General features: G+C 75.7%; 20 protein-coding genes. 17 read left to right on the plus strand and 3 right to left on the minus strand.

What is annotated here, in order from left to right:
• Positions 1–84 precede the first annotated feature (84 nt).
• Positions 85–1,803, minus strand: a complete 1,719-nt coding sequence (locus ACVMYR_RS31995) for a hypothetical protein (protein ID WP_457123576.1) — start codon at positions 1,801–1,803, stop codon at positions 85–87.
• Between ACVMYR_RS31995 and ACVMYR_RS32000 the strand changes: the two genes are divergently transcribed.
• Complete coding sequence (locus ACVMYR_RS32000; protein ID WP_457123577.1) at positions 1,726–2,553, plus strand: Replicase polyprotein 1ab; 828 nt, start codon at positions 1,726–1,728, stop codon at positions 2,551–2,553. The genes ACVMYR_RS31995 and ACVMYR_RS32000 overlap by 78 nt on opposite strands.
• Positions 2,550–3,569, plus strand: coding sequence for an HAD-IIA family hydrolase (locus ACVMYR_RS32005; protein ID WP_457123578.1), 1,020 nt, complete (start codon positions 2,550–2,552; stop codon positions 3,567–3,569). The genes ACVMYR_RS32000 and ACVMYR_RS32005 overlap by 4 nt, the downstream gene beginning before the upstream one ends.
• Before the next feature lie 84 nt (positions 3,570–3,653).
• Here ACVMYR_RS32005 and ACVMYR_RS32010 read toward each other — a convergent pair whose 3' ends face one another.
• Positions 3,654–3,992, minus strand: a complete 339-nt coding sequence (locus ACVMYR_RS32010) for an SCP2 sterol-binding domain-containing protein (RefSeq protein WP_043968081.1) — start codon at positions 3,990–3,992, stop codon at positions 3,654–3,656.
• A gap of 112 nt (positions 3,993–4,104) precedes the next feature.
• Between ACVMYR_RS32010 and ACVMYR_RS32015 the strand changes: the two genes are divergently transcribed.
• From ACVMYR_RS32015 to ACVMYR_RS32075, 13 genes are all read left to right on the plus strand, one after another.
• Positions 4,105–4,662 carry a hypothetical protein gene (locus tag ACVMYR_RS32015; RefSeq protein ID WP_457123579.1) on the plus strand — a complete coding sequence of 186 codons (558 nt, stop codon included), beginning with the start codon at positions 4,105–4,107 and terminating at the stop codon, positions 4,660–4,662.
• Between the two features lie 28 nt (positions 4,663–4,690).
• Positions 4,691–4,939: a hypothetical protein gene (locus ACVMYR_RS32020; protein ID WP_457123580.1), complete on the plus strand. Its 249-nt coding sequence runs from the start codon at positions 4,691–4,693 to the stop codon at positions 4,937–4,939.
• A 19-nt stretch (positions 4,940–4,958) separates the two neighbouring features.
• Positions 4,959–5,819 carry a TlyA family RNA methyltransferase gene (locus tag ACVMYR_RS32025; protein WP_457123581.1) on the plus strand — a complete coding sequence of 287 codons (861 nt, stop codon included), beginning with the start codon at positions 4,959–4,961 and terminating at the stop codon, positions 5,817–5,819.
• 52 nt (positions 5,820–5,871) lie between these two features.
• The gene (locus tag ACVMYR_RS32030; protein WP_077939451.1) at positions 5,872–6,756 is read left to right on the plus strand and encodes an NAD kinase; all 885 of its coding nucleotides are present in this window, start codon (positions 5,872–5,874) and stop codon (positions 6,754–6,756) included.
• Between the two features lie 153 nt (positions 6,757–6,909).
• Entirely contained in the window at positions 6,910–8,667 is a 1,758-nt protein-coding gene (gene recN / locus ACVMYR_RS32035; RefSeq protein WP_431897851.1) for a DNA repair protein RecN, read from the plus strand.
• Positions 8,668–8,786: 119 nt separating this feature from the next.
• Positions 8,787–9,965: a putative cytokinetic ring protein SteA gene (steA, locus tag ACVMYR_RS32040; RefSeq protein ID WP_007075891.1), complete on the plus strand. Its 1,179-nt coding sequence runs from the start codon at positions 8,787–8,789 to the stop codon at positions 9,963–9,965.
• Between the two features lie 28 nt (positions 9,966–9,993).
• A complete protein-coding gene (locus ACVMYR_RS32045) occupies positions 9,994–10,932 on the plus strand; it encodes a copper transporter (protein WP_077939452.1) in 939 nt (312 codons plus the stop codon).
• Between the two features lie 67 nt (positions 10,933–10,999).
• Positions 11,000–11,866, plus strand: coding sequence for a hypothetical protein (locus tag ACVMYR_RS32050; protein WP_457123582.1), 867 nt, complete (start codon positions 11,000–11,002; stop codon positions 11,864–11,866).
• Between the two features lie 92 nt (positions 11,867–11,958).
• Positions 11,959–13,656, plus strand: coding sequence for a murein biosynthesis integral membrane protein MurJ (gene murJ / locus ACVMYR_RS32055; protein ID WP_077939453.1), 1,698 nt, complete (start codon positions 11,959–11,961; stop codon positions 13,654–13,656).
• A 52-nt stretch (positions 13,657–13,708) separates the two neighbouring features.
• Positions 13,709–14,875, plus strand: coding sequence for a glycosyltransferase family 4 protein (locus ACVMYR_RS32060; protein ID WP_457123583.1), 1,167 nt, complete (start codon positions 13,709–13,711; stop codon positions 14,873–14,875).
• 23 nt (positions 14,876–14,898) lie between these two features.
• Positions 14,899–17,250 (plus strand): hypothetical protein, encoded by a 2,352-nt coding sequence (locus tag ACVMYR_RS32065; protein WP_457123595.1) that lies wholly within the window; start codon positions 14,899–14,901, stop codon positions 17,248–17,250.
• A gap of 180 nt (positions 17,251–17,430) precedes the next feature.
• Positions 17,431–19,194 carry a CTP synthase gene (locus ACVMYR_RS32070; protein ID WP_077939454.1) on the plus strand — a complete coding sequence of 588 codons (1,764 nt, stop codon included), beginning with the start codon at positions 17,431–17,433 and terminating at the stop codon, positions 19,192–19,194.
• Positions 19,191–19,796 (plus strand): NUDIX domain-containing protein, encoded by a 606-nt coding sequence (locus tag ACVMYR_RS32075; protein ID WP_077939455.1) that lies wholly within the window; start codon positions 19,191–19,193, stop codon positions 19,794–19,796. The genes ACVMYR_RS32070 and ACVMYR_RS32075 overlap by 4 nt, the downstream gene beginning before the upstream one ends.
• A gap of 109 nt (positions 19,797–19,905) precedes the next feature.
• Here ACVMYR_RS32075 and ACVMYR_RS32080 read toward each other — a convergent pair whose 3' ends face one another.
• Complete coding sequence (locus ACVMYR_RS32080; protein WP_043968096.1) at positions 19,906–20,220, minus strand: TM2 domain-containing protein; 315 nt, start codon at positions 20,218–20,220, stop codon at positions 19,906–19,908.
• Between the two features lie 225 nt (positions 20,221–20,445).
• On the opposite strand from ACVMYR_RS32080, the gene ald reads away from it, so the two are divergent.
• Both ald and ACVMYR_RS32090 read left to right on the plus strand, forming a co-directional pair.
• Positions 20,446–21,561 carry an alanine dehydrogenase gene (ald, locus tag ACVMYR_RS32085; protein WP_077939456.1) on the plus strand — a complete coding sequence of 372 codons (1,116 nt, stop codon included), beginning with the start codon at positions 20,446–20,448 and terminating at the stop codon, positions 21,559–21,561.
• A complete protein-coding gene (locus tag ACVMYR_RS32090) occupies positions 21,558–22,565 on the plus strand; it encodes a site-specific tyrosine recombinase XerD (protein WP_077939460.1) in 1,008 nt (335 codons plus the stop codon). The genes ald and ACVMYR_RS32090 overlap by 4 nt, the downstream gene beginning before the upstream one ends.
• Positions 22,566–22,572 lie beyond the last annotated feature (7 nt).

Genomic DNA, 22,572 nt, shown 5'->3' on the forward strand with positions numbered 1-22,572 from the left:
CAGTCGAGGGCCGCCCCAATGTGGGTCGGCCCTCAACTGCGTAGCGTCGAGTGCGGCGCAATCAGGAAGGATGTACCTGTGAGTTCAGGACCGCAGGACGGCGACCGTCCTCGACGTTATGAAGACCGTTCCGACCGACGTGGTGGCGCGCCCCGACGGGATGACCGTCCGCCGTACCGTGACCGGGACGACCGTTCGCGCGATCAGCGCGGCGGCCACGGTGACCGCCGGGAGGGCGGTTTCCGCACCCGCGACGACTCGCGGTCGACCGGCGGAGGCCGGGACGGCGGCCACCAGGGCCCGCCGCGCGGCGAGGGCCGGGACTTCCGCGGTGGCGACCGCCGTGAGGGTGGTCCGCGCGAGGGTGGTTTCCGTTCGGGTCCGCCGCGTGAGGGTGGCTTCCGCGGTGGTGACCGTCGTGAGGGCGGTTTCGGCGGTGACCGTCGTGAGGGCGGTTTCCGTCGCGATGGTGACGGCCGCCAGGGCGGCTTCCAGGGTGGGGATCGCCGTGAAGGCGGTTTCCGTTCCGGCCCGCGTGAGGGTGGCTTCCGCGGTGGGGATCGTCGTGAGGGCGGTTTCGGCGGCGATCGTCGTGAGGGCGGTTTCCGTCGCGATGGTGACGGCCGCCAGGGCGGGTTCCGTGGCGGTGACCGTCGCGAGGGTGATGCCCGTTCCGGGCCGCGCGAGGGTGGTTTCCGTTCGGGGCCGCCGCGTGAGGGTGGCTTCCGCGGTGGGGACCGTCGTGAGGGCGGTTTCGGCGGTGACCGTCGTGAGGGTGGTTTCCGTCGCGATGGTGACGGCCGCCAGGGTGGCTTCCAGGGTGGGGATCGCCGTGAAGGCGGTTTCCGTTCCGGCCCGCGTGAGGGTGGCTTCCGTGGCGGGGACCGTTCCGAGGGTGGTTTCCGCCGCGACGGTGATGCCCGCCAGGGCGGCTTCCGTGGCGGTGATCGTCGCGAGGGTGATGCCCGTTCCGGGCCGCGCGAGGGTGGTTTCCGTTCGGGCCCGCCGCGTGAGGGTGGCTTCCGTGGTGGTGATCGTCGTGAGGGCGGTTTCGGCGGCGATCGTCGCGAGGGTGGTTATGGCGGCGGTGACCGTCGTGAGGGTGGTTTCCGTCGCGATGGTGACGGCCGCCAGGGTGGCTTCCAGGGTGGGGATCGCCGTGAAGGCGGTTTCCGTTCCGGCCCGCGTGAGGGTGGCTTCCGCGGTGGGGACCGTTCCGAGGGTGGTTTCCGCCGCGACGGTGATGCCCGCCAGGGCGGCTTCCGTGGCGGCGACCGTCGTGAGGGTGGTCCGCGCGAGGGTGGCTTCCGCCGCGACGGGGAGACCCGCGAGCGCGGCTTCCGCGGCGGCGACCGTGAGGGCACCTTCCGCAGCGGTGACCGTCGTGAGGGCGGTTTCCGCGGTGGGGACCGTCGCGAGGGTGATGCCCGTTCCGGGCCGCGCGAGGGTGGCTTCCGTTCGGGTCCGCCGCGTGAGGGTGGTTTCCGCGGCGGCGAACGGACCGGCGGTCACGGCGACCGCCCGCGCCGGGACGACCGGCCGGGATTCGAGGACCGACGCCGGGACGGCGGCTACGGTGGCGGGGACGCGTCGCGCGACCGCCGGGACGACCGGCGTGACCGTGGCGAGCAGTCGGGGGCTGCCGCCCCGGCGCTGCCCGACGAGATCGTCGCGTCCGACCTGGACCAGGCCGTCCGCGCGGAGCTGCTGTCGCTGGCCAAGCCGGTGGCGGACACCGTCGCCCGGCACCTCGTCGCGACCGGCCAGCTGATCGATGAGGACCCGGCGGAGGCGCTGGCGCACGCGCTCGCCGCGCGTCGGCTCGCGTCGCGCATCTCGGCGGTGCGCGAGGCGGTCGGGTTGGCCGCGTACCACGCGGGGGAGTGGCAGACGGCGCTCGCCGAGCTGCGCACGTACCACCGGATGACCGGCCTGCAGAGCCATCTGGCCGTGCTCGCCGACTGCGAGCGGGCGCTCGGGCGCCCGGAGCGGGCGATCGACCTGTTCCGGGGTGCCGACCGGGAGAAGCTCGACCAGGCCGTCGCGATCGAGCTGCTGATCGTCGCCGCCGGGGCCCGGGGTGACCTCGGCCAGAAGGACGCGGCCGTGGCCATGCTCCAGGTCCGGGAGCTGACCAACGATGAGGCCGAGCCGTGGGCCGCCCGGCTCCGGTACGCGTACGCCGACGCGCTGCTCGCCGTGGGCCGCCGCGAGGAGGCCCGGGAGTGGTTCTCCCGGGCGGCCGACATCGACGCCGAGGGCGAGACGGACGCCGCCGAGCGGCTGCTCGAACTCGACGGGGTGCTGATCGAGGGCGACGACGTGGACGACGAGTCGGATGGCGACCTCACCGGCGGTGCGGACGCCGACGCCGCCGACGACGAAGACGACGACGAAGACGACGACGAAGACGACGACTTCGACGAGGACGACGACGACGACGAGGACGGCGCGGCCCGGGCGGCTGCGGACCGGACCGGGTCGGCGCCGGTGGAGACCGAGCGGGGCGCGGAGTCCGCGGCTTCGCCCGAGCCGGGCGCGGATCTGCGGTGACGACGGGCACCGGGGACCGGCTGGTCGACGGATACTCGCTGGTCGTCTTCGACCTGGACGGGGTCATCTACCTGATCGACCGGCCGATCCCCGGCGCGGTCGAGGCGGTGGGACGGCTGCACGCCGAGGGACGGGCGGTCGCGTACGCCACCAACAACGCGTCGCGGCGGGCCAGCGAGGTCGCCGAGCTGCTCACCGGGATGGGTGTGCCCGCCGCAGCGGAGGAGGTGCTCACCTCGGCGGGCGCCTCCGCCGAGCTGCTGGCGGAGCGGCTGCCCGCCGGCTCGCCGGTCCTGGTGGTGGGGGCGGAGGCGCTGCGCGCCGAGATCACCGCCGCCGGGCTGCGCCCGGTGTCCCGCGTCGACGAGTCCCCCGTCGCCGTCGTGCAGGGGTACGGCCCGCAGGTCGGCTGGGCGGACCTGGCCGAGGCGTCCCTGGCCGTGCGGGCCGGGGCGCAGTGGATCGCCACGAACACCGACCGGACCCTGCCCAGCGGGCGGGGACCGCTGCCGGGCAACGGGTCGCTGGTGGCCGTGCTGCGGACCGCGCTGGACCGTGAGCCCGACGTGGTCGTGGGCAAGCCCGAGCCGGCGCTGTTCGCCACCGCTGCCCGTCGGGCGGGGCAGGGGCGCACCCTCGTGGTGGGCGACCGGCTCGACACCGACATCGAGGGCGCCCGGCGGGCCGGCCTGGACAGCCTGCTCGTGCTGACCGGCGTCAGCGACGTACCCGAACTGCTGGCCGCCCCGGCGGCGCGCCGGCCGACGTACGTCTCGGTCGACCTCGCCGGGCTGTTCGACCCGGCGGCGGTGGTCCGGGTGCCGGGTGCCGCCGAGACGGGCGGTTGGTCGGTGCGCGCGACCGACGGCGGCCTGGAGCTGGCCGGTGCTGGCCGGCCGCTGGACGCCCTGGCCGCGCTCTGTGCCGTCGCGTGGACGACCGGCACGGGCGCGCGGGTACGGGCGGCTGCGCCGGAGGCCGAGGCCGCCCTGGCCGCCCTCGGCCTGGCCGACTGACCCACCGAGCGACGGGCGCAGCCCGCGCCACCGACCCCGGTCGTTCCGGGTCCGGTGGCGCGGGCTGCGCCCGTCCCGGGGCCGTCAGAGCAGCTTGCGGAGCTTCATCAGGTCGAACGGGTTCGCCTTGATCGACACCCGGCGGGACGCGATCGCCTTGGTCACGTCGAGCTGGCCGCGCACGAGGGCGAGCAGGTCGTCGCTGCTGGTGCTCAGTGCGATCTTCGCCTTGGGGTCGTCGCCGTCGGTCAGGTCGAGCAGCCGTCCGTCGGTGAGCCGGCCGTGGAAGGCGGTGTCCAGGTCGGTCACCCGGCAGGCCAGGGTGCGGTCCAGGTCGACCCGCTCCCGCACGGCGTCGGCGTTGCGGTCCAGCCGGGCGGCCAGATCCTGCAACGCCTGCCGGCACTCGTCCACGCTGGCCACTTTGTCTCCTCACGCACGCCACGTCCGTTTCCCGGCACCGTACCGCAATGGGCGTCCCACGGCGCCCGGTAGCGTGAGACCCGCAACCCCCACCCCGCGGAAGGACTCAGGCATGCAGGACGCGTGGCGCGCCTACCTCGGACTGGCCATGGGCCTGACGGAGGCGCCCCGGAAGAAGGCACAGGACGTGGTGCGTCGGGTCGTCGGCTCCGGCGAGGCGACGGCGACCCAACTCCAGGCCCTCGCCGAGGAACTGGTCTCGACCGGCGCGGCCAACCGGGAGGCGCTGACGAAGCTGGTGCGCTTCGAGGTCGACCGCGCGCTCGGCGCGGTCGGGCTGGCCACCGCCGACGAGGTGGCCGAGCTGACCCGTCGGGTGCACGAGCTGGAACGCCAGCTTCGGGAGGCCCGGACCGGCCCCGCCGAACCCGCCCCGCAGTCACCCGCCCCGCAGGCGTCGGCCCCCCAGCCGCCGGCGGCGGAGCCGTCCGCGTCGCCTGCCCCCGTGGCGAAGAAGGCGGTCGCGAAGAAAGCGGTCGCCAAGAAGGCCGTCGCGAAGAAGGCACCCGCCACGGTGAGCCGCACCGACTCGGAGGCAGGGGCGGCGGAATCGGCCCGCCCGCCGAAGAAGGCGCCGGCCCGCAAGCAGCAGCCGGGCGGTGCGGCGTGAGGGTGCCCGTGCCGGGTCGGGGCCGGCGGTGAGCGGGCCGTTCCGGCCGGGCCCACCGCCCGGCGGCCGGCCCGCGCCGCCGCCGGGGCCCCGACCGGGCCCGCCACCGCGCCCGCTGACCGACGCCGACGACGGCGACGCCCGGCACCCGGCCGTGGACGCCGCGGTGCAGGCGATGGCGAACGCCGCGTCGCTCTCCCCGGCCGACCAGATCCCGCAGTACGAGGCCGCGTACCAGACGCTGCGGGAAACCCTCGCCACCATCGACCAGGCCTGACCGACCGGAGATCCACCCCATGGCACGTCGCAACCGGCTCGACGCCGAACTCGTCCGTCGCGGTCTGGCCCGGTCCCGCGAGCAGGCCGCCGCGCTGGTCGAGGCCGGCCGGGTCCAGCTGCGCGGGGTGCCGGCCCGCAAGGCCGCCGCGCTGGTCGACCCCGCCGATCCGCTGCTGGTCACCGGTGCCGACCCCACCTCGGAGTACGTCTCCCGGGGCGGCCACAAGCTGGCCGGCGCGCTGGCCGCGTTCACCCCGGACGGGCTGCGGGTGGCGGGCCGGCGCTGCCTCGACGCCGGCGCGTCGACCGGCGGCTTCACCGACGTCCTGCTGCGCGCCGACGCGGCCGAGGTCGTCGCCGTGGACGTCGGCTACGGGCAGCTCGCGTGGGCGCTGCGCACCGACGACCGGGTGCGGGTGTTCGAGCGGACCAACGTCCGCACGCTGACCCCGGAGGCGATCGGCGGGGAGGTCGACCTGACGGTGGCGGACCTGTCGTTCATCTCGCTGCGGTTGGTGCTGCCGGCGCTGGCTGCCTGCACCCGGGCCGACGGCGACCTGGCGTTGATGGTGAAGCCCCAGTTCGAGGTCGGCAGGGAACGCGTCGGCGCGGGCGGGGTCGTGCGCGATCCGGCGCTGCGCGCCGAGGCGGTCCTGGACGTGTCGGCGGCGGCGGCCCAGCTCGGCCTGGGGCTTGCCGGGGTGACCGCCAGCCCGCTGCCGGGGCCCAGCGGCAACGTCGAGTTCTTCGTATGGTTACGCCGGGGCGCGCCGGCGGCCGACCCGGAGCGGGTGCGGGCCGTCGTGGCGGCCGGCCCGCAGGGCGCGAGCCTGTCCGGTGACGCGCCGGACGCGGCCCCGGAGGAGGTGGCAGGGTGAGCGCGAGGAGTGAGCTTGCGAGCCCCGCAGTCGCGAACGGAAGGTGGGTCCGTTGAGTCGTACCGCGCTGCTGGTGACGCACACCGGCCGGCGTCGCAGCACGGAGCACGCCCGGGCGGTCGCGGCGGACCTGATCGCCGCGGGGTTCGAGGTGCGGGTGGTGGCCGAGGAGGCCGACGACCTGGACCTGCCGGGCGTGGTGCCGGTGGCGGGGCCGGAGGCCGCCGAGGGGGCCGAGATCGTCTTCGCCCTGGGCGGGGACGGCACGTTCCTGCGCGCGGCGGAGCTGGCCCGGCCGGCGAAGGTGCCGCTGCTCGGCATCAACCTGGGCAAGGTCGGCTTCCTCGCCGAGGCGGAGATCGACGACCTGGACGTGGCGGTGCGCGACGTGGTGGACCGCAACTACACGGTGGACGAGCGGCTCACCCTCGACGTGACGGCGCAGTTCGACGGTGGCCCGACGATCGAGTCCTGGGCGCTCAACGAGATCAGCGTCGAGAAGGGCGAGCGGGCCCAGATGCTGGAGCTGCTGGTCGACGTGGACGGCCGGCCGCTGTCGCGGTACGGCTGCGACGGCGTGGTCTGCGCGACCCCCACGGGCTCGACGGCGTACGCGTTCTCGGGCGGCGGGCCGGTGGTCTGGCCGGAGGTGGAGGCGCTGCTGCTGGTCCCGATCAGCGCGCACGCGCTGTTCAGCCGACCGTTGGTGACCGCGCCCACGTCGACGTTCTCGATCACGGTGGACCCGTTCACCACCCTCGCGGTGCTGTGTTGCGACGGCCGGCGCGTCTACGACCTGCCGCCGGGGGCGCAGGTGACGGTGCGGCGGGGTGCGCTGCCGGTGCGGGTGGTGCGGCTGCGGGCCCGGTCGTTCACCGACCGCCTGGTGGCGAAGTTCGGGTTGCCGGTGCACGGCTGGCGGGGCAACCGCAGGTGAGCGACGTCTCCGGGGCGGCCCGGCGGCGCGGGTCGACCGCTGGTCGGCCGGGGTTCCGGCGGAGGTGACGGGGGCGGCCGCCGGCGGGCGGTCACCGCGTCCCGGCCGTGCCGGCTGGTCAACTGTCGGGGCCCGCGTCTACTGTCGGGTGCTGTGCTGGAAGAGCTGCGCATCACCGGACTGGGCGTCATCGAGGACACCACGCTGCCGTTGGCCGGCGGGATGAACGTCATCACCGGCGAGACCGGTGCGGGCAAGACGATGGTGGTGACCGGCCTCGGCCTGCTCTTCGGCGGCCGGGCCGACGCGGGCCGGGTGCGGGCCCAGCCGGGTCGGGCGGTGGTCGAGGGGCGGCTGCGGCTCGGTGGCCGGGTGGCCGCCGCCGTGCACGCCCGGGTCACCGACGCCGGCGGGGAGCCTGACGACGACGGTTCGCTGCTGCTGAGCCGCACGGTCACCGTGGAGGGTCGCTCGCGGGCGCACCTGGGCGGGCGCGGCATGCCGGTGGCGATGCTCGGCGAGGTCGGCGAGCAGGTGGTGGCGGTCCACGGCCAGTCCGACCAGTTGCGCCTGCTGCGGCCGGCCGAGCAGCGGGCCGCGCTGGACCGGTTCGCCGGCCCGGAGCACGAGAAGCTCCTCGACGCGCTGCGGGAGGCGTACGCCCGGTGGCGGGCGGTGGTCGACGACCTGGCCGACCGGCGGCGCAACGCCCGGGCGCGCCACCAGGAGGCGGACCTGCTCCGGCTGGGGCTCGACGAGATCAGCCGGGTGGATCCGCAGCCGGGCGAGGACGACGAGTTGCGGGCCGAGGTGCAGCGCCTGGAGCACGCGGAGGGGCTGCGTACGGCGGCGCAGACGGCGCACCAGTGCGTCGCGGGCGGCACAGAGCCGACTGACGAGACGCCGGACGCCACGGCGCTGCTGGGGCTGGCCCGGCGCACCCTGGAGGCCCAGGCGGGCACCGATCCGGCGCTGGGTGACCTGGCGGCCCGGTTGGAGGAGGCGGCGACGCTGGTCGCGGACGTGTCGGCGGAGCTGTCGACGTATCTGGCGGCGTTGGACGCGGACCCGGCCCGGTTGCAGGTCGTCTACGAGCGGCGGGCGGCGCTGCGGGCGTTGACCCGTAAGTACGCCGACGACGTCGACGGGGTGGTGGCGTGGGCGGAGCGGGCGCGGACGCGGCTGTCCGATCTGGACACCTCCGACGACGTGCTGGACGAGCTGGACCGGGAGGCCGCCCGGCTGGCCGGTGAGGTGGCCGAGCTGGCGGGGCGGGTGTCGGCGTCCCGGCAGGAGGCGGCGTCCCGGTTCGCCGAGCAGGTGACGGTCGAGCTGGCCGGGTTGGCGATGCCGCACGCCCGCATCGAGGTGGCGGTGCTGCCCCGGCCGGCGGGCAGGTCGGAGCCGAGCCTGGCGGTCAACGGCGTGGAGGTGGGCGTCGGCCCGGACGGCGGCGACGAGGTGGAGCTGCGACTGTTGGCGCACCCGGGGGCCCCGTCGCTGCCGTTGCAGCGGGGCGCGTCCGGCGGTGAGCTGTCCCGGGTGATGCTCGCCATCGAGGTGGTGTTCGCGGGCTCGGGTGGCCCGCCGACGCTGGTCTTCGACGAGGTCGACGCGGGCGTGGGCGGCCAGGCGGCGGTGGAGATCGGCCGGCGGTTGGCCCGGCTGGCCCGCAGCCACCAGGTGCTGGTGGTCACCCACCTGCCGCAGGTGGCGGCGTTCGCCGACCGGCACCTGGTGGTGGCGAAGGACACGGGTGGCGCGGTGACCACCAGCGGCGTGCGGGTGGTGGAGGACACCGAGCGGGCCCGGGAGCTGGCCCGGATGCTGGCGGGTTTGCCGGATTCGGATCTGGGTATCGCTCACGCCGAGGAGCTGTTGGCCGTGGCGGCGCGCGAAAGGCGGCCGTGACGGCGGGTATTGTGAGCGCGCGCACACCGTGGCGCGCTCCGGTGTGCTTCCCTGGGTAGGCGGCCCTGCTCAGGCATGTCGCGACAGAAAAGCCTGCCTCACATGCCAGGATGGTCACGATGCGTCTACCCACGTTGCGCCGGACCCGTAACACCGAGCCGGACACAGTCCTCGGCACCGCGCGCCTCGACCGCCGGACGAAGCGCCTGGTCGGCCGGCTGCGTCCGGGCGACATCGCGGTCATCGACCACGTCGACCTGGACCGGGTGGCGGCCGATTCGCTGGTGGCGGTCGGTGTCGCCGCCGTCCTCAACGCGAAGCCGTCGGTCTCCGGCCGTTATCCGAACCTCGGGCCGGAGGTGCTGGTGACCGCCGGCATCCCGCTCCTGGACGACCTGGGCGAGGGGATCTTCGAGCGGGTCCGGGAGGGCGACACCGTCCGGATCGAGGGCAACACGGTGTTCGTCGGCGGCGAGCCGGTCGCGCACGGCGCGTTGCAGGACGCCGAGTCGGTGGCCAAGGCGATGGCCGACGCCCGCGAGGGGCTGTCGGTGCAGTTGGAGGCGTTCGCCGCCAACACGATGGACTATCTCAAGCAGGAGCGCGACCTGCTCCTCGACGGCGTGGGCGTGCCGGAGATCCAGACCCAGATCCAGGGTCGGCACTGCCTGATCGTGGTCCGTGGCTACGACTACAAGGCCGACCTGGACGTGCTGCGGCCGTACATCCGGGAGTTCAAGCCGGTGCTGATCGGCGTGGACGGCGGGGCGGACGCGCTGGTCGAGGCCGGCTACACCCCTGACATGATCATCGGTGACATGGACTCGGTGACCGACGACGTGCTGCGCTGCGGCGCCGAGGTGATCGTGCACGCCTACCCCGACGGCCGGGCCCCGGGGCTGCCCCGGGTCACCGGGCTGGGTGTCGAGGCGATCACCTTCCCGGCGGCGGCCACCAGCGAGGACCTGGCGATGTTGCTGGCCGACGAGAAGGGCGCCTCGCTGCTGGTGGCGGTGGGCACGCACGCCACGCTGGTCGAGTTCCTGGACAAGGGCCGGGGCGGGATGGCCTCGACGTTCCTCACCCGGCTCAAGGTCGGCGGGAAGCTGGTGGACGCCAAGGGCGTGAGCCGGCTCTACCGGCAGAGCATCTCCGGTTCGTCGCTGCTGCTGCTGGTCCTGTCGGCGGTGGCGGCGATGGCCTCGGCCGTCGCGGTCTCCACCGTCGGCAAGGCGTACCTGGGCGTGGTCAGTGAATGGTGGAACAATTTCGTGTTCCAGCTCGGCCAGCTCTTCTAGCTCCCCGACCGATCAAGAGGCTGCAAGCGTGATCAACTTCCGCTACCACGTGGTGTCCCTGACCGCGGTCTTCCTGGCGTTGGCCATCGGCCTGGTCGTCGGCACGGCCGCCCTCAACGGCCCGGTCGCCGACTCGCTCAAGGAGCGGGTCAACGGGCTGAGCAAGGACAACCAGCAGATGCGCCAGGCGGTCAACAACATGCAGAAGGAGATCGAGCTGGAGGAGCAGTTCGCCGCCGAGATCGCCCAGGTCGTCCTGCCGGGCAAGCTCACCGGGCGCCGCGTGCTGCTGCTCACCCTGCCCAGCGGGCGCGAGCACACCGAGGGCGTGCTCAAGATGCTCCAGGTCGGCGGTGTCCAGGTCACCGGCCGGGTCGACCTGCAGGACAAGTTCATCAACCCGGACAACAACAACAACCTGATGGAGCTGGCCGTGACCGCCGCCCGGCCGAGCGCCCCCGCCTCGGGGCTGCCCGGCAACGGGCACGGGGTGGAGACGTCCAGCGCCCTGCTGGCCAGCGTGCTGCTGGACCGCGCCGACGGCGCGGCCCCGGCCACCGAGGCCGACCGCCGGGCGGTGCTGGCGTCGTACAGCAACGCCGGTTACCTGACGACCGACGAGAAGGTGACGGGGCCCGCCGAGGCGGTGGTGCTGGTCAGCGGTCAGCCGTACGTCGACAAGGACTCCGCGAAGAAGGACGAGTCGGTGGTCAAGGTCGCCGAGCAGTTCGACCGGACGGGGGCGATCGTGGTGGCCGGCAACGGCTCGGCCGGCGGCAACGTCGTCGCGGTCGTCCGGGGTGACCCGGTGCTGTCGCAGACCATCTCCACCGTCGACGACGCCAACACCACCCAGGGGCAGCTGGTCACCACGCTCGCCCTGGTGCAGCAGCTCGTGGAGAAGAAGGCGGGCCAGTACGGCGTGGGCGACAACGCGTCCGCGCTGCTGCCTAGACTGCCCCAGTGAGCGAACGACGTACCCGGGTGTCCGATCCTTCCCGCCGTGCGTGCGGCGTACCGAACGGGGTGACCGCGTGAGCCTGCTGGGCCGCCTGCTGATCGTCGGGGCCGGCGCCGCCGCCGCCCGGTACGCGCTGCGCGAGGTGCGCACCTCGCCGGCCGCCCCGGCGCTGGAGCGCACCAACTTCCGGGGCCGCACCGTCACCCTCGCCGCCGGGCCGGCGCTCGCCGCCGGTGCCGCCGCGGCCGGGGCGTTCGGCGCGTCCAGCGCCCCCGCCGGCGCCGCCGCGCTGGTGGCCGGCCTGGGCGGGGGAGCGGTCGGGGTCTACGACGACGTGGTGGGCGCCCGGCCCGAGCAGAAGGCCGCCAAGGGCTTCGCCGGGCACCTCGCCGCCCTGCGTGAGGGCCGGGTCACCGCCGGGCTCGTCAAGATCGTCGGGGTGGGCGCGGCGGGGCTGGCCGCGTCGGCGCTGCTCGCCGCCGACCGGGCCGTCGCCGCCCACCCCCGCCGCCAGCGGCACGGCGCGGTGGGTCGCACCGCCGACGTGCTCCTCGGCGCCGGGGTGATCGCCGGCACCGCCAACCTGCTCAACCTGCTCGACCTGCGGCCCGGGCGGGCGCTGAAGTCAGCGCTGCTGCTCGGCGCGCCGCTGACCGGGGGCCCGCACGGTGGGATCGCCGCCGGGGCGGTGGGCGCCGCCGCCGGCCTTCTCGCCGACGACCTCGACGAGCAGGTGATGGTCGGCGACGGCGGGGCCAACGCGATCGGCGCGGTGCTCGGGGTGGCCCTCGCCGCCCGCACCGGGCCGCTGGGCCGGGCCGGCCTGCTCGCCGTGCTCGCCGGGCTCACCGCCGCCAGCGAGAAGGTCAGCTTCACCCAGGTCATCCAGGCCACCCCGGGCCTGCGCGAGCTGGACGCGCTGGGTCGGCGCACCGACTGACGTGCGCCCGGTGCCCATGAGCCCGGCAATGCCGGCGCGGCGACCGGCCGACGTGCGGGCCGCAGCGACCGACGGGAAGGCCCCCTGCTGACGTGAAGAACCCGGCACCCCTCGCCGGCGCCGGCCGGGTGGCCGGGGCGGCGGCCCTCATCGCGGTGCTCACCGTGGTCAGCCGGCTCGCCGGCTTCGGCCGGACGATGGTGTTCACCTGGACACTGGACTTCAGCGACCTCGGCGACATGTACGTGGTCGCCAACATCGCGCCGAACATCATCTTCGAGATCGTGGCCGGCGGGGCACTGGCGAGCCTGGTCGTGCCGCTGCTGGCCGGCCCGGTCGCGGCGGGCGACCGGCGGGCCGTCGGCGCGACCACCGGCGCCCTGCTGACCTGGACGCTGACCCTGCTGGTGCCCCTCGCGGCGCTGGTGGCGCTGCTGGCCGGGCCGATCGTCGAGGCGCTCAGTTCCGGCCGCAGCCCCGCCGAGCTGGCCGCCGGGGCGCGCATGCTGCGGGTCTTCGCCCCCCAGCTGCCGCTCTACGGCATCGGCATCGTGCTCACCGGGGTGCTCCAGGCGCACCGCCGCTTCGCCTGGCCCGTCATCGCCCCGCTGCTGTCCAGCCTCACCGTGATCGTGGTCTACCTGACCTTCGGCGGCGTCGAGGGACGGGGGGCCACCGTCGCCGGGGTGAGCCGGGGCGGGGAGCTGGTCCTGAGCGGCGGCACCACCCTCGGCGTGGTCGTGCTGTCGCTGTCGCTGCTGATCCCGCTGCGCCGCCTCGGCCTGCGGCTGCGCTTCGGGTACGCGTTCGACGCCGACGCCCGGGCCCGGGTCGGCGGACTCGCGGCGGCCGGGGCGGTCACGGTGGCCGCCCAGCAGATCGCCCTCGCGCTGGTCGTCAAGAGCGCCTCCGGGGGCCCGACCGGTTCCGTCCAGGCGTTCAACCTGGCCCAGACGATGTACCTGCTGCCCTGGGCGGTGCTCGCCGTGCCGCTCGCGGTCGCCGCGTACCCGACCCTGGCGGCGGCGTCGGCGGCCGGCGACGAACCGGCGTACCGGGACACCCTCGCCACCACCACCCGGGGAGTGCTGCTGTTCAGCTGCCTCGGCGCGGCGGCCCTCGCCGGCACCGCCGCCCCGGTCGCCGCCTTCTTCCGTCCGGCCGACCCGGCCCCGGTGGCCGCCGCGATCGCCGGCTTCGCCCCCGGCCTGCTCGGCTACGGGCTGTTCGCGGTGCTCTCCCGCGCCCTCTACGCCCGCGGCGACACCCGGCCGGCCACCGTGGCCGTCACCGTCGGCTGGCTGGCGGTGCCGCTGGCCGTCGTCCCCCTCGCCGTGCTGCTGCCCCGCGCCGACCGGGTGCTCGCGGTGACCCTGGCCAACTCCGCCGGCATGCTGCTGCTCGGCGTCCTGCTGGTCGTCGCGGCGCGCCGCGCGGCGGGGCCCGCCGCGCTGGCCGGGGCGGCCCGCGCGGGAGCGGCGGGGCTGCTCGGCGGGGCGCTCGCGGCGCTCGCCGGGGCGGCCACCGCGCATGCCCTGGCCGGGCGCGGGGCCGGCACCCCGACGACACTCGCGGCCCTCGTGCAGGGCATGCTGTCTGCAGCCGTGGTCGGGGTCGTGTTCCTCGCCGTGGCGTACCTGGCCGACCGGCGGGACGTGCGGCCGCTGCTCGCCGCCGTGGGTCGCCGGTTGCCCGGTGCGCTGCGGCGCGGCGGGCGTTCCGGTGGGCCCCGGCAGCGCGACGTGGTCGGTCCGGAACGGGGCGACGGGAAGGAGACGGTGTCCGGGTGAGCGGGACGACGGGCGGCCGACCGGGGGTGGCGGTGGACCGGAGGTGGTCGCGGTGACGGGCGCGACACCGGCACCCGGGCAGCACGGCACCGTGGCGTTGTTGCTCGCCTCCAGCACCGGCGGCGTCGGCCAACACGTCCGTTCCGTCGCCCGGGGCCTCGCCGCGGCGGGCCGCACCGTGCTGGTCTGCGGGCCCGCCGCCACCGAGGAACAGTTCGACTTCACCGGCGTCGGGGCCCGCTTCCAGCCCGTCGAGATCCCGGCCAGCCCGACTCCCGCCGACGCCCGGGCCGTGGCCGCGCTGCGCCGCGCGCTGGCCGCCGAACCGGTCGCGGTCGTGCACGCGCACGGGCTGCGCGCCGGGCTCGTCGCCGTCCTGGCCCGGCCGGCGGCCCCGGTCGTGGTCACCTGGCACAACGCGGTGCTCGCCCGGGGGTTGCGCGGCGGGCTGTCCCGGCTGGCCGAACGGGTCGTCGCCCGGGGCACCCGGGTCGCCCTCGGCGCCAGCGCCGACCTGGTCGAGCGCGCCGCCGCCCTCGGCGCCGCCGACGCCCGGCTGGCCCCGGTCGCCGCGCCGGCGCTGCCCGCGCCGCGTCGCCGCCGGTCCGCCGTCCGCGCCGAGTTCGCGGTCGCCGCCGGCCAGCCGCTGATCCTCTCCGTGGGCCGGCTGCACCCCCAGAAGCGGTACGACGTGCTGGTCGACGCCGCCGCCCGGTGGCGCGGCCGGACCCCGCCGCCGGTCGTGGTGATCGCCGGCAGCGGCCCGGCGTACCTGCCCCTCGCCGCCCGGATCTCCGCAGCCCGGGCCCCGGTCACCCTGCTCGGGCACCGCACCGACGTGGCCGACCTGCTCGCCGGCGCCGACCTGGCCGTGGTGACCAGCGACTGGGAGGCCCGCCAGTTGTTCGCGCAGGAGGCGCTGCGGGCCGGCGTACCGCTGGTGGCGACCGCCGTCGGCGGCCTGCCGGAACTGGTCGGAGACGCCGCGGTGCTGGTGCCCCCGGGCGACGTCGACGCGGTCGACGCGGCCGTGCGCGCGCTGCTCGACGACGACGACCGGCGGGCCGAGCTGGGCCGTCGCGGTGCCGCGCGGGCGGCGACGTGGCCCACCGAGGCGGACACCGTCGCCCAGTTGGCCGCGCTCTATGCGGAGCTGACCGGCGACACCAGCGGTCCGGCCGCCCCCGGCGCGGACGCCCCGTCGACGGGACGCCGGTGATGCTGCGCGCACTGAAGCCGGTGCTGCTGCGCAGGCTGCCGCCGGTCCTGCTGACCCTGCTCGTCGTGGTGCTGGGGGTGACGGCCCTCGCCGCCCGGCCCGCCACCGAGACGCCCCGGCGCACCGCCGACTTCGTGGTGCTCGTCGGGGTGGCCGGCCTGCGCTGGGACGACGTCGACCCGCAGACCACCCCGACGCTGTGGCGGATGGCCCAGCAGGGCTCGATCGGCTCCCTGTCGGTGCGTTCCGCCCACCGGCCCACCTGCCCCGTCGACGGTTGGCTGACCCTGGGCGCCGGCAACTTCGCCGCCTGGAACGGCAGTCGGGGCGGCGGCGTGTGCCCGCCGGCCGGGGTGACGGTCGAGCAGCCCGACGGCATCGGCGCGAACCTGCCCGACCAGGAGAGCGTCGTGCAGCACAACCAGCAGCGCCTGCCCTGGGGCGCGGTGCCCGGCGCGCTGGCGGAGTCGGTGCGCTGCTCGGTCGCCGTCGGCCCCGGCGCGGCGGTGGCCGCCGCCCGCCCGTTCGGCCGCGTCGACCGGTACGCTGCGGCGCTGCCCGACGACCCGGCCCCGCTGCTCGGCTCCTGCGTGCTGAGCGTCGTCGACCTCGGCACCGTCGCCGGCGACGACCGGGCGGCCCGGGCCGAGCAGGCCCGCCGGGCCGACGCCGACCTGGCCCGGGTCCTCGCCGGCCGGCCCCCGCGCTCCCTGGTGCTGGTCGCCGGGATCTCCGACACCGACCTGCCGTCGCGGCTGCACGTCGCCGTCGCCGACGGGCCGGGCTGGGAACGGGGCTGGCTCACCTCGCCGACCACCGGCCGGGAGGGATACCTGCAACTGGTCGACCTCGCGCCGACGGCGCTCGCCGCGCTGGGGCGGCCGATGCCGGAACGGCTGTTCCTCGGCCGACCCGCCCTCTCCGTCGGCGGTCGCCCGGCGGACCTGCCCACCGCGATCGCCGCGCCGGCCGACGCCGACCGGGAGGCCGCCGCCCAGCGGCGGGTCGCCGGCTGGTTCTTCGCCCTGCTCGCCGGCGCGCAGGTGCTGCTGGCCGTGGCGGTGCTGCCGCTGCTGCGCCGCGCCCGCCGCCACGCCGGGCCCGTCGGCCCGGCGCCGGTGCCCCGGCGGGTGGTGGCCGTGGTCGAACTGCTGCTGATCGCCGCCGCCCTCGCGGTGCCGGCGGCCCTGCTCGCCGACGTGGTGCCGTGGTGGCGCGGCGACCACGCCGGCTGGTGGTTCGCGGCGACCACCGTGCTGCTGCTGGTCGGGGCGACCGCCGCCGTGCGGTTCGCCCCCGGGCACGACGCGACGCTCGGGCCGCTGGGCGCGGTCGCCGGCCTGGCCACCCTCGTGGTCGCCGCCGACGTGCTCACCGGCGCCCGGTTGCAGCTCAACGGGGTGACCGGCTATTCGGCGCTGGAGGGCGGCCGGTTCTCCGGCCTGGGCACCGTCGGGCTCGGCGTGTTCGCCGCCGGGTCGCTGCTGTGCGCCGGCTGGCTGGCCCAGCGGGTCCACCGCCGGTGGCGGCCCATGGTGGTCGTCGCCGTCGGCGGGGCCGCCGTGGTGGTGGTCGGCAGCCCCTACCTCGGCGCGGACTCCATCGGCGCGATCGCGCTGACGGCCGGGGTGAGCGTGGCCGCCGCGATCAGCACCGGCGGCTGGCTGACGGTCAGCCGACTGGTCTGGGCGGGCATGGCGGGGCTCGCGGTCATGATCGGTTTCGCGGTGGTCGACCTGCGCCGGCCGGCGACCGAACGGGGCAGCCTCGGCCGGTTCCTGGCCGCCCTCGGCGACGGCACCGGCGGGCTGACCGTCCACCGGTCCAGCACGGCCAACTTCGAGACCCTGGTCAACAGCCCGCTCACGGTGCTGGCCCTGGCCGGTGCCCTGCTGGTCTGGTTCGCGCTGCTCCAACCGTGGGGCGGGCTGATGCGGCTGTTCGGCATCTACCCGGCGATGCGGGCCGCGATGGCCGGCACGGGCGTGGCCGCCGGCCTCGGCGGGCTGCTCGGCGGCTCCGCGCTCGACGTGGCCGGCGCCGCCGGCGCGCTGGTGGTGCCGATGGCGGCGCTCGCGGCGCTGCGGGTGCTCGACCACTCCACCGACCGGACCCAGCCGGGCGACGGCGGCCCCGCCAACGGCCGGCTCGGCGTCGCCCCGCCGGGCGGCCCGGACCGCCCCGACGCCGACGAGGGGACCGGGGCCGGGGCCGGGGCCGGCGAGCAGACCTCGACCGGCGACGCGACCGCGTCGCCACCCGCCGACCCGCCCCCCGCGGCGCCCACCGACGGCGCCGCGGGCGGCGGCGGGGACGCGCCGGACCGGGCCCCCGGGCGGGCCGCCCGCGCATCGACGGGGGTCGCGACGGCCTGACCTGGTGCGCCGCCCGGCCGGGCGACCTCGGGTGCGGCCTGCGGACCCGGCCCGGGGAGGTGTTACCGTGGAGTCCCGTGGATCGCGTGATCACTTGGCCCGCAGCCGGCACGGCCGGTTGTTCGGCACTGATCGGCACGACGGTCTGCACGACCGCGACGGACGACACGGGAGCAGGCCTTGGCCCCTTCAGCACGGACGACCAGGCACATTTTCGTCACGGGGGGCGTCGCCTCCTCGTTGGGTAAGGGCCTCACCGCCTCCAGCCTCGGCAACCTCCTCTCGGCCCGCGGGCTGCGCGTGGTGATGCAGAAGCTGGACCCGTACCTCAACGTCGACCCGGGGACGATGAACCCGTTCCAGCACGGCGAGGTCTTCATCACCGAGGACGGTGCCGAGACCGACCTCGACGTCGGGCACTACGAGCGTTTCCTCGACCGGGACCTGTCCGGCAAGGCGAACGTCACCACCGGCCAGATCTACTCGGACGTGATCGCGAAGGAGCGGCGCGGCGAGTACCTGGGCGACACCGTCCAGGTGATCCCGCACATCACCAACGAGATCAAGGCCCGCATCCTCGGCATGGCCGACCCGGACGCCGAGGGCCAGATCCCCGACGTGGTGATCACCGAGGTCGGCGGCACCGTCGGCGACATCGAGTCGCTGCCGTTCCTGGAGGCGATCCGCCAGGTCCGCCACGACCTGGGCCGGGACAACTGCTTCTACCTGCACGTCTCCCTGGTGCCCTACCTGGCACCGTCGGGCGAGCTGAAGACCAAGCCCACCCAGCACTCGGTGGCGCAGCTGCGCAGCATCGGCATCCAGCCCGACGCGCTGGTGCTGCGCTGCGACCGGGAGATCCCGGAGAAGGTCAAGGTCAAGCTGTCGCTCTACTGCGACGTCGACACCGAGGCGGTCGTCGCCGCCCCCGACGCCCCGAGCATCTACGACATCCCGAAGGTGCTGCACCGCGAGGGCCTCGACGCGTACGTGGTGCGCCGCCTCGGCCTGTCCTTCCGCGACGTGGACTGGGCCAGCTGGGACGACCTGCTCGACCGGGTCCACCAGCCCCGGCACACCGTCACCGTGGCGGTGGTCGGCAAGTACGTCGACCTGCCCGACGCGTACCTGTCGGTCAGCGAGGCGATCCGGGCCGCCGGGTTCGGCCACCGGGCCCGGGTGCAGCTGCGCTGGGTGCCCAGCGACGACTGCGTCACCCCGGCCGGCGCGGCGGCGGCCCTGGCCGGCGTGGACGGCATCGTCATCCCCGGCGGCTTCGGCGTACGCGGCATCGAGGGCAAGATCGGCACCGCCCGGTACGCCCGGGAGAACGGCGTGCCGCTGCTCGGCCTCTGCCTCGGCCTGCAGTGCATGACCATCGAGGTGGCCCGGCACCTGGCCGGCCTGCACGGGGCCAACTCCCTGGAGTTCGACGAGGAGGCCACGCACCCGGTCATCGCCACCATGGCCGACCAGGAGGACATCGTCGCCGGCCGGGGCGACCTGGGCGGCACCATGCGGCTGGGCGCGTACCCGGCGAAGCTGGCCGGGGGGTCGATCGTCGCCGAGGCGTACGGCGCCACCGAGGTCAGCGAGCGGCACCGGCACCGGTACGAGGTGAACAACGCCTACCGCGACCAGCTCACCAAGGCGGGGCTGCACATCTCCGGCACCTCCCCGGACGGCCGGCTCGTCGAGTTCGTCGAGCTGGACCGCGACCTGCACCCGTTCTTCGTGGCCACCCAGGCGCACCCCGAGCTGAAGAGCCGCCCGACGCGGCCGCACCCGCTGTTCGCGGCATTCGTGAAGGCCGCCGTCGCCTACTCCGAGGCCGACCAGCTCCCGGTCGACCTGGACGCGCTCGGCGGCGCGGCGGAGGCGGCGGGCAGGGCCGAGCACAACGGCGGCGCGGCCGCCGGGCGCGAGACGGCGTCGGCGTCGTGAGCGCCGTCGAGCACCGCTACGAGGTGACCGACCGGCGGGAACGCTACGCCGGGCGGATCTTCTCCGTGGTCACCGACGAGGTCACCATGCCCGGCGGGGGCACCGCCGCCCGCGACTACGTCCGGCACGTCGGCGCGGTCGCCGTCGTGGCCCTCGACGACGCCGGCCAGGTGGTCCTCATCCGCCAGTACCGGCACCCGGTCGGCCGGCACCTGTGGGAGCTGCCCGCCGGGCTGATGGACGTCTCCGGCGAGGACTTGGCCGCCGCCGCGGCCCGGGAGCTGGCCGAGGAGGCCGACCTCACCGCCGGCACCATCGACGTGCTGGTCGACCTGCACAGCTCACCCGGCTTCTCCAACGAGGTCGTGCGGGTGTTCCTGGCCCGGGACCTCGCCGACGTGCCGGCCGGGCAGCGCCACGAACGCAGCGAGGAGGAGGCCGACCTCCAGGTCGTCCGGGTCGACCTCGACGAGGCGGTGCGGATGGTGCTGGCCGGGGAGATCACCAACGCCTCCGCCGTGGCGGGGCTGCTCGCCGCCGCCCGCGTCCGGGACGTCGGCTGGTCGGCGCTGCGCCGCCCGGACGCGCCGCTGCCGCGCTGAGCCGAGCCGGCCGGCGGCCCGACGGTGGTCCGCGTCGGCCGGCGGACGGAACGTGACGGGAAGGGGCCGTGCGGCGCGCCGCACGGCCCCCTTCGAGACGAGGTGGAGATCAGTCGCGCAGCGGGCGGCCCTGCCCGTCGACGCCGCCGTTGACCAGGATCAGGATGCCGTCGATGGTGCCCCAGAGGGCGCCGAAGCCGCAGGTGACCAGGGTCACGACGAGCTGGAGCACGCCGGTCTTGGTGTCGCCCATGTAGAACCGCCCGACGCCGAAGCCGCCGAGGAGGATGCCGAGTACACCCGCGACGACCTTGCTCTTGTCGGAGACGCCCTGCGGGTACTGCTGGTAAGGAGTGGTCATGGGGCGAAACCATAGTGATCGACTCGCGTCCTGTCCGCAGCGGCACCCCACCGGTGGGACGATGGGAGGCGAACACTGGCGGAACGGCTGATCCGCTCTCCACCGCCGGCCCCATCGATGCCTGACACATCGTCAGCACCCCTGGGCACGGGATGGCACAGTGTCGGCGCCGCGAAACGGGCGGCCCGCCTAGACTGCCGCCGGCGGGACGGTGGACCGCGGCGGCAACGGAGCCTCCGCGCACCGGGCGGTCGGGGCGGGTCGGCCCCGGAGAGAGGTGTCTGCATCGTGAAGGTCGGAATCCCTCGCGAGGTCAAGAACCACGAATACCGCGTGGCCATCACACCCGCGGGCGTCAACGAGTTCACCCGCAGCGGCCACCAGGTCTTCGTCGAGTCCGGCGCCGGCGTCGGGTCGAGCATCACCGACGAGGAGTTCGCCGCGGCCGGCGCGAAGATCCTGGCCACCGCCGACGAGGTGTGGGACACCGCCGAACTGGTGCTCAAGGTCAAGGAGCCGGTCGCCGAGGAATACCACCGCATGCGCGCCGGGCAGGTGCTCTTCACCTACCTGCACCTGGCCGCGTCCAAGGCGTGCACCGACGCGCTGGTCGACCGGGGGGTCACCGGCATCGCGTACGAGACCGTGGAGCTGCCCGACCGGTCGCTGCCGCTGCTCGCCCCGATGTCCGAGGTGGCCGGCCGGCTCGCCCCGCAGGTCGGCGCGTACCACCTGCAGCGGCAGGGCGGCGGGCGCGGCATCCTGATGGGCGGCGTCTCCGGCGTGTACGCGGCGAAGACCGTGGTCATCGGGGCGGGCGTGTCCGGCATGAACGCCGCCGCGATCGCGCTCGGCCTGCAGGCCGAGGTGCTGCTGCTGGACAAGAACGTGGCCCGGCTGCGCCAGGCCGACGCCATCTACCGGGGCCACCTGCAGACGGTCGCCTCCAACGCGTACGAGATCGAGCGGGCCGTGCTCGACGCGGACCTGGTCATCGGCGCGGTCCTCGTCCCCGGGGCGAAGGCCCCGACCCTGATCTCCAACGAGCTGGTCTCCCGGATGAAGCCGGGCAGCGTGCTCGTCGACATCTCCATCGACCAGGGTGGCTGCTTCGAGGACTCCCGGCCCACCACGCACGCCGAGCCGACCTACCAGGTGCACAACTCGATCTTTTACTGCGTGGCGAACATGCCCGGCGCGGTGCCGCACACCAGCACCTACGCGCTGACCAACGTGACCCTCCCGTACGCCCTGGAGCTGGCCAACCACGGCTGGCGCGCGGCCCTGCGCCGCGACCCGGCCCTGGCGCTGGGCCTGAACACCCACGACGGGCAGGTCGTCTACGGGCCGGTCGCCGAGGCGCACGGCATGCCGACCCTGCCGCTGGCCGAGGTGCTGGCCTGACCGGGCAGCGCACCGGGGCACCGGACGGGGCCGGCGCGGAACCCGCGCCGGCCCTGCGCCGGGCCCTGCGCGGCTACCTCGACCACCTCACCGTCGAGCGTGGCCTGTCCGCGAACACCCTCGCCTCGTACCGCCGGGACCTGGACCGCTACCTCGCCACCCTCGCCGCCGCCGGGATCGCCGACCTCGCCACCGTCGGGGCGGGCGTCGTCGAGGCGCACCTGGCCCGGCTGCGCGCCGGCGACGACGACCACCCGCCCCTGGCGGTCTCCTCCGCCGCCCGCGCCGCGTCGGCCGTGCGCGGGCTGCACCGTTTCGCCCTGCGCGAGGGGCTGGCCGGCGCCGACCCGAGCCGCGACGTCCGGCCGCCCGCCCCGCCGCGCCGGTTGCCCCGGGCGCTCCCTGTCGACGCGGTGGTGCGGCTGCTGGAGACCGCCGGCCCGGTGACCGCCACCGGCGACGGCGCGCCGCTGGCGCTGCGCGACCGGGCGCTGCTGGAGTTCCTGTACGGCACCGGCGCGCGGATCTCCGAGGCCGTCGGCGCGGCGATCGACGACCTCGACGGCCTCGACAGCGGCGAGGCGGCGGTGCTGCTGCGCGGCAAGGGCGGCCGGACCCGCCTCGTGCCGGTCGGCGGGTACGCCGTCGAGGCGCTGCGCGCCTGGCTGGTGCGCGGGCGACCGGCCCTGGTGGCCGCCGGCCGGGGCACCCCGGCGGTGTTCGTCAACGCGCGCGGGGGCGCGCTGACCCGGCAGGGGGCGTGGACGATCCTGCGGCGGGCCGCCGAGCGGGCCGGGCTGCCGGTGGACGGGGCGAACGCCGTCTCCCCGCACACCCTGCGCCACTCGTACGCCACCCACCTGCTCGACGGCGGGGCCGACGTGCGGGTGGTGCAGGAACTGCTCGGCCACGCCTCGGTGACCACCACCCAGGTCTACACGCTGGTCACCGTGGAGCGGCTGCGCGAGGTGTACGCCACCGCCCACCCCCGCGCCCGCGGCTGACCGCGGG

Source organism: Micromonospora sp. PTRAS2, assembly GCF_054052245.1.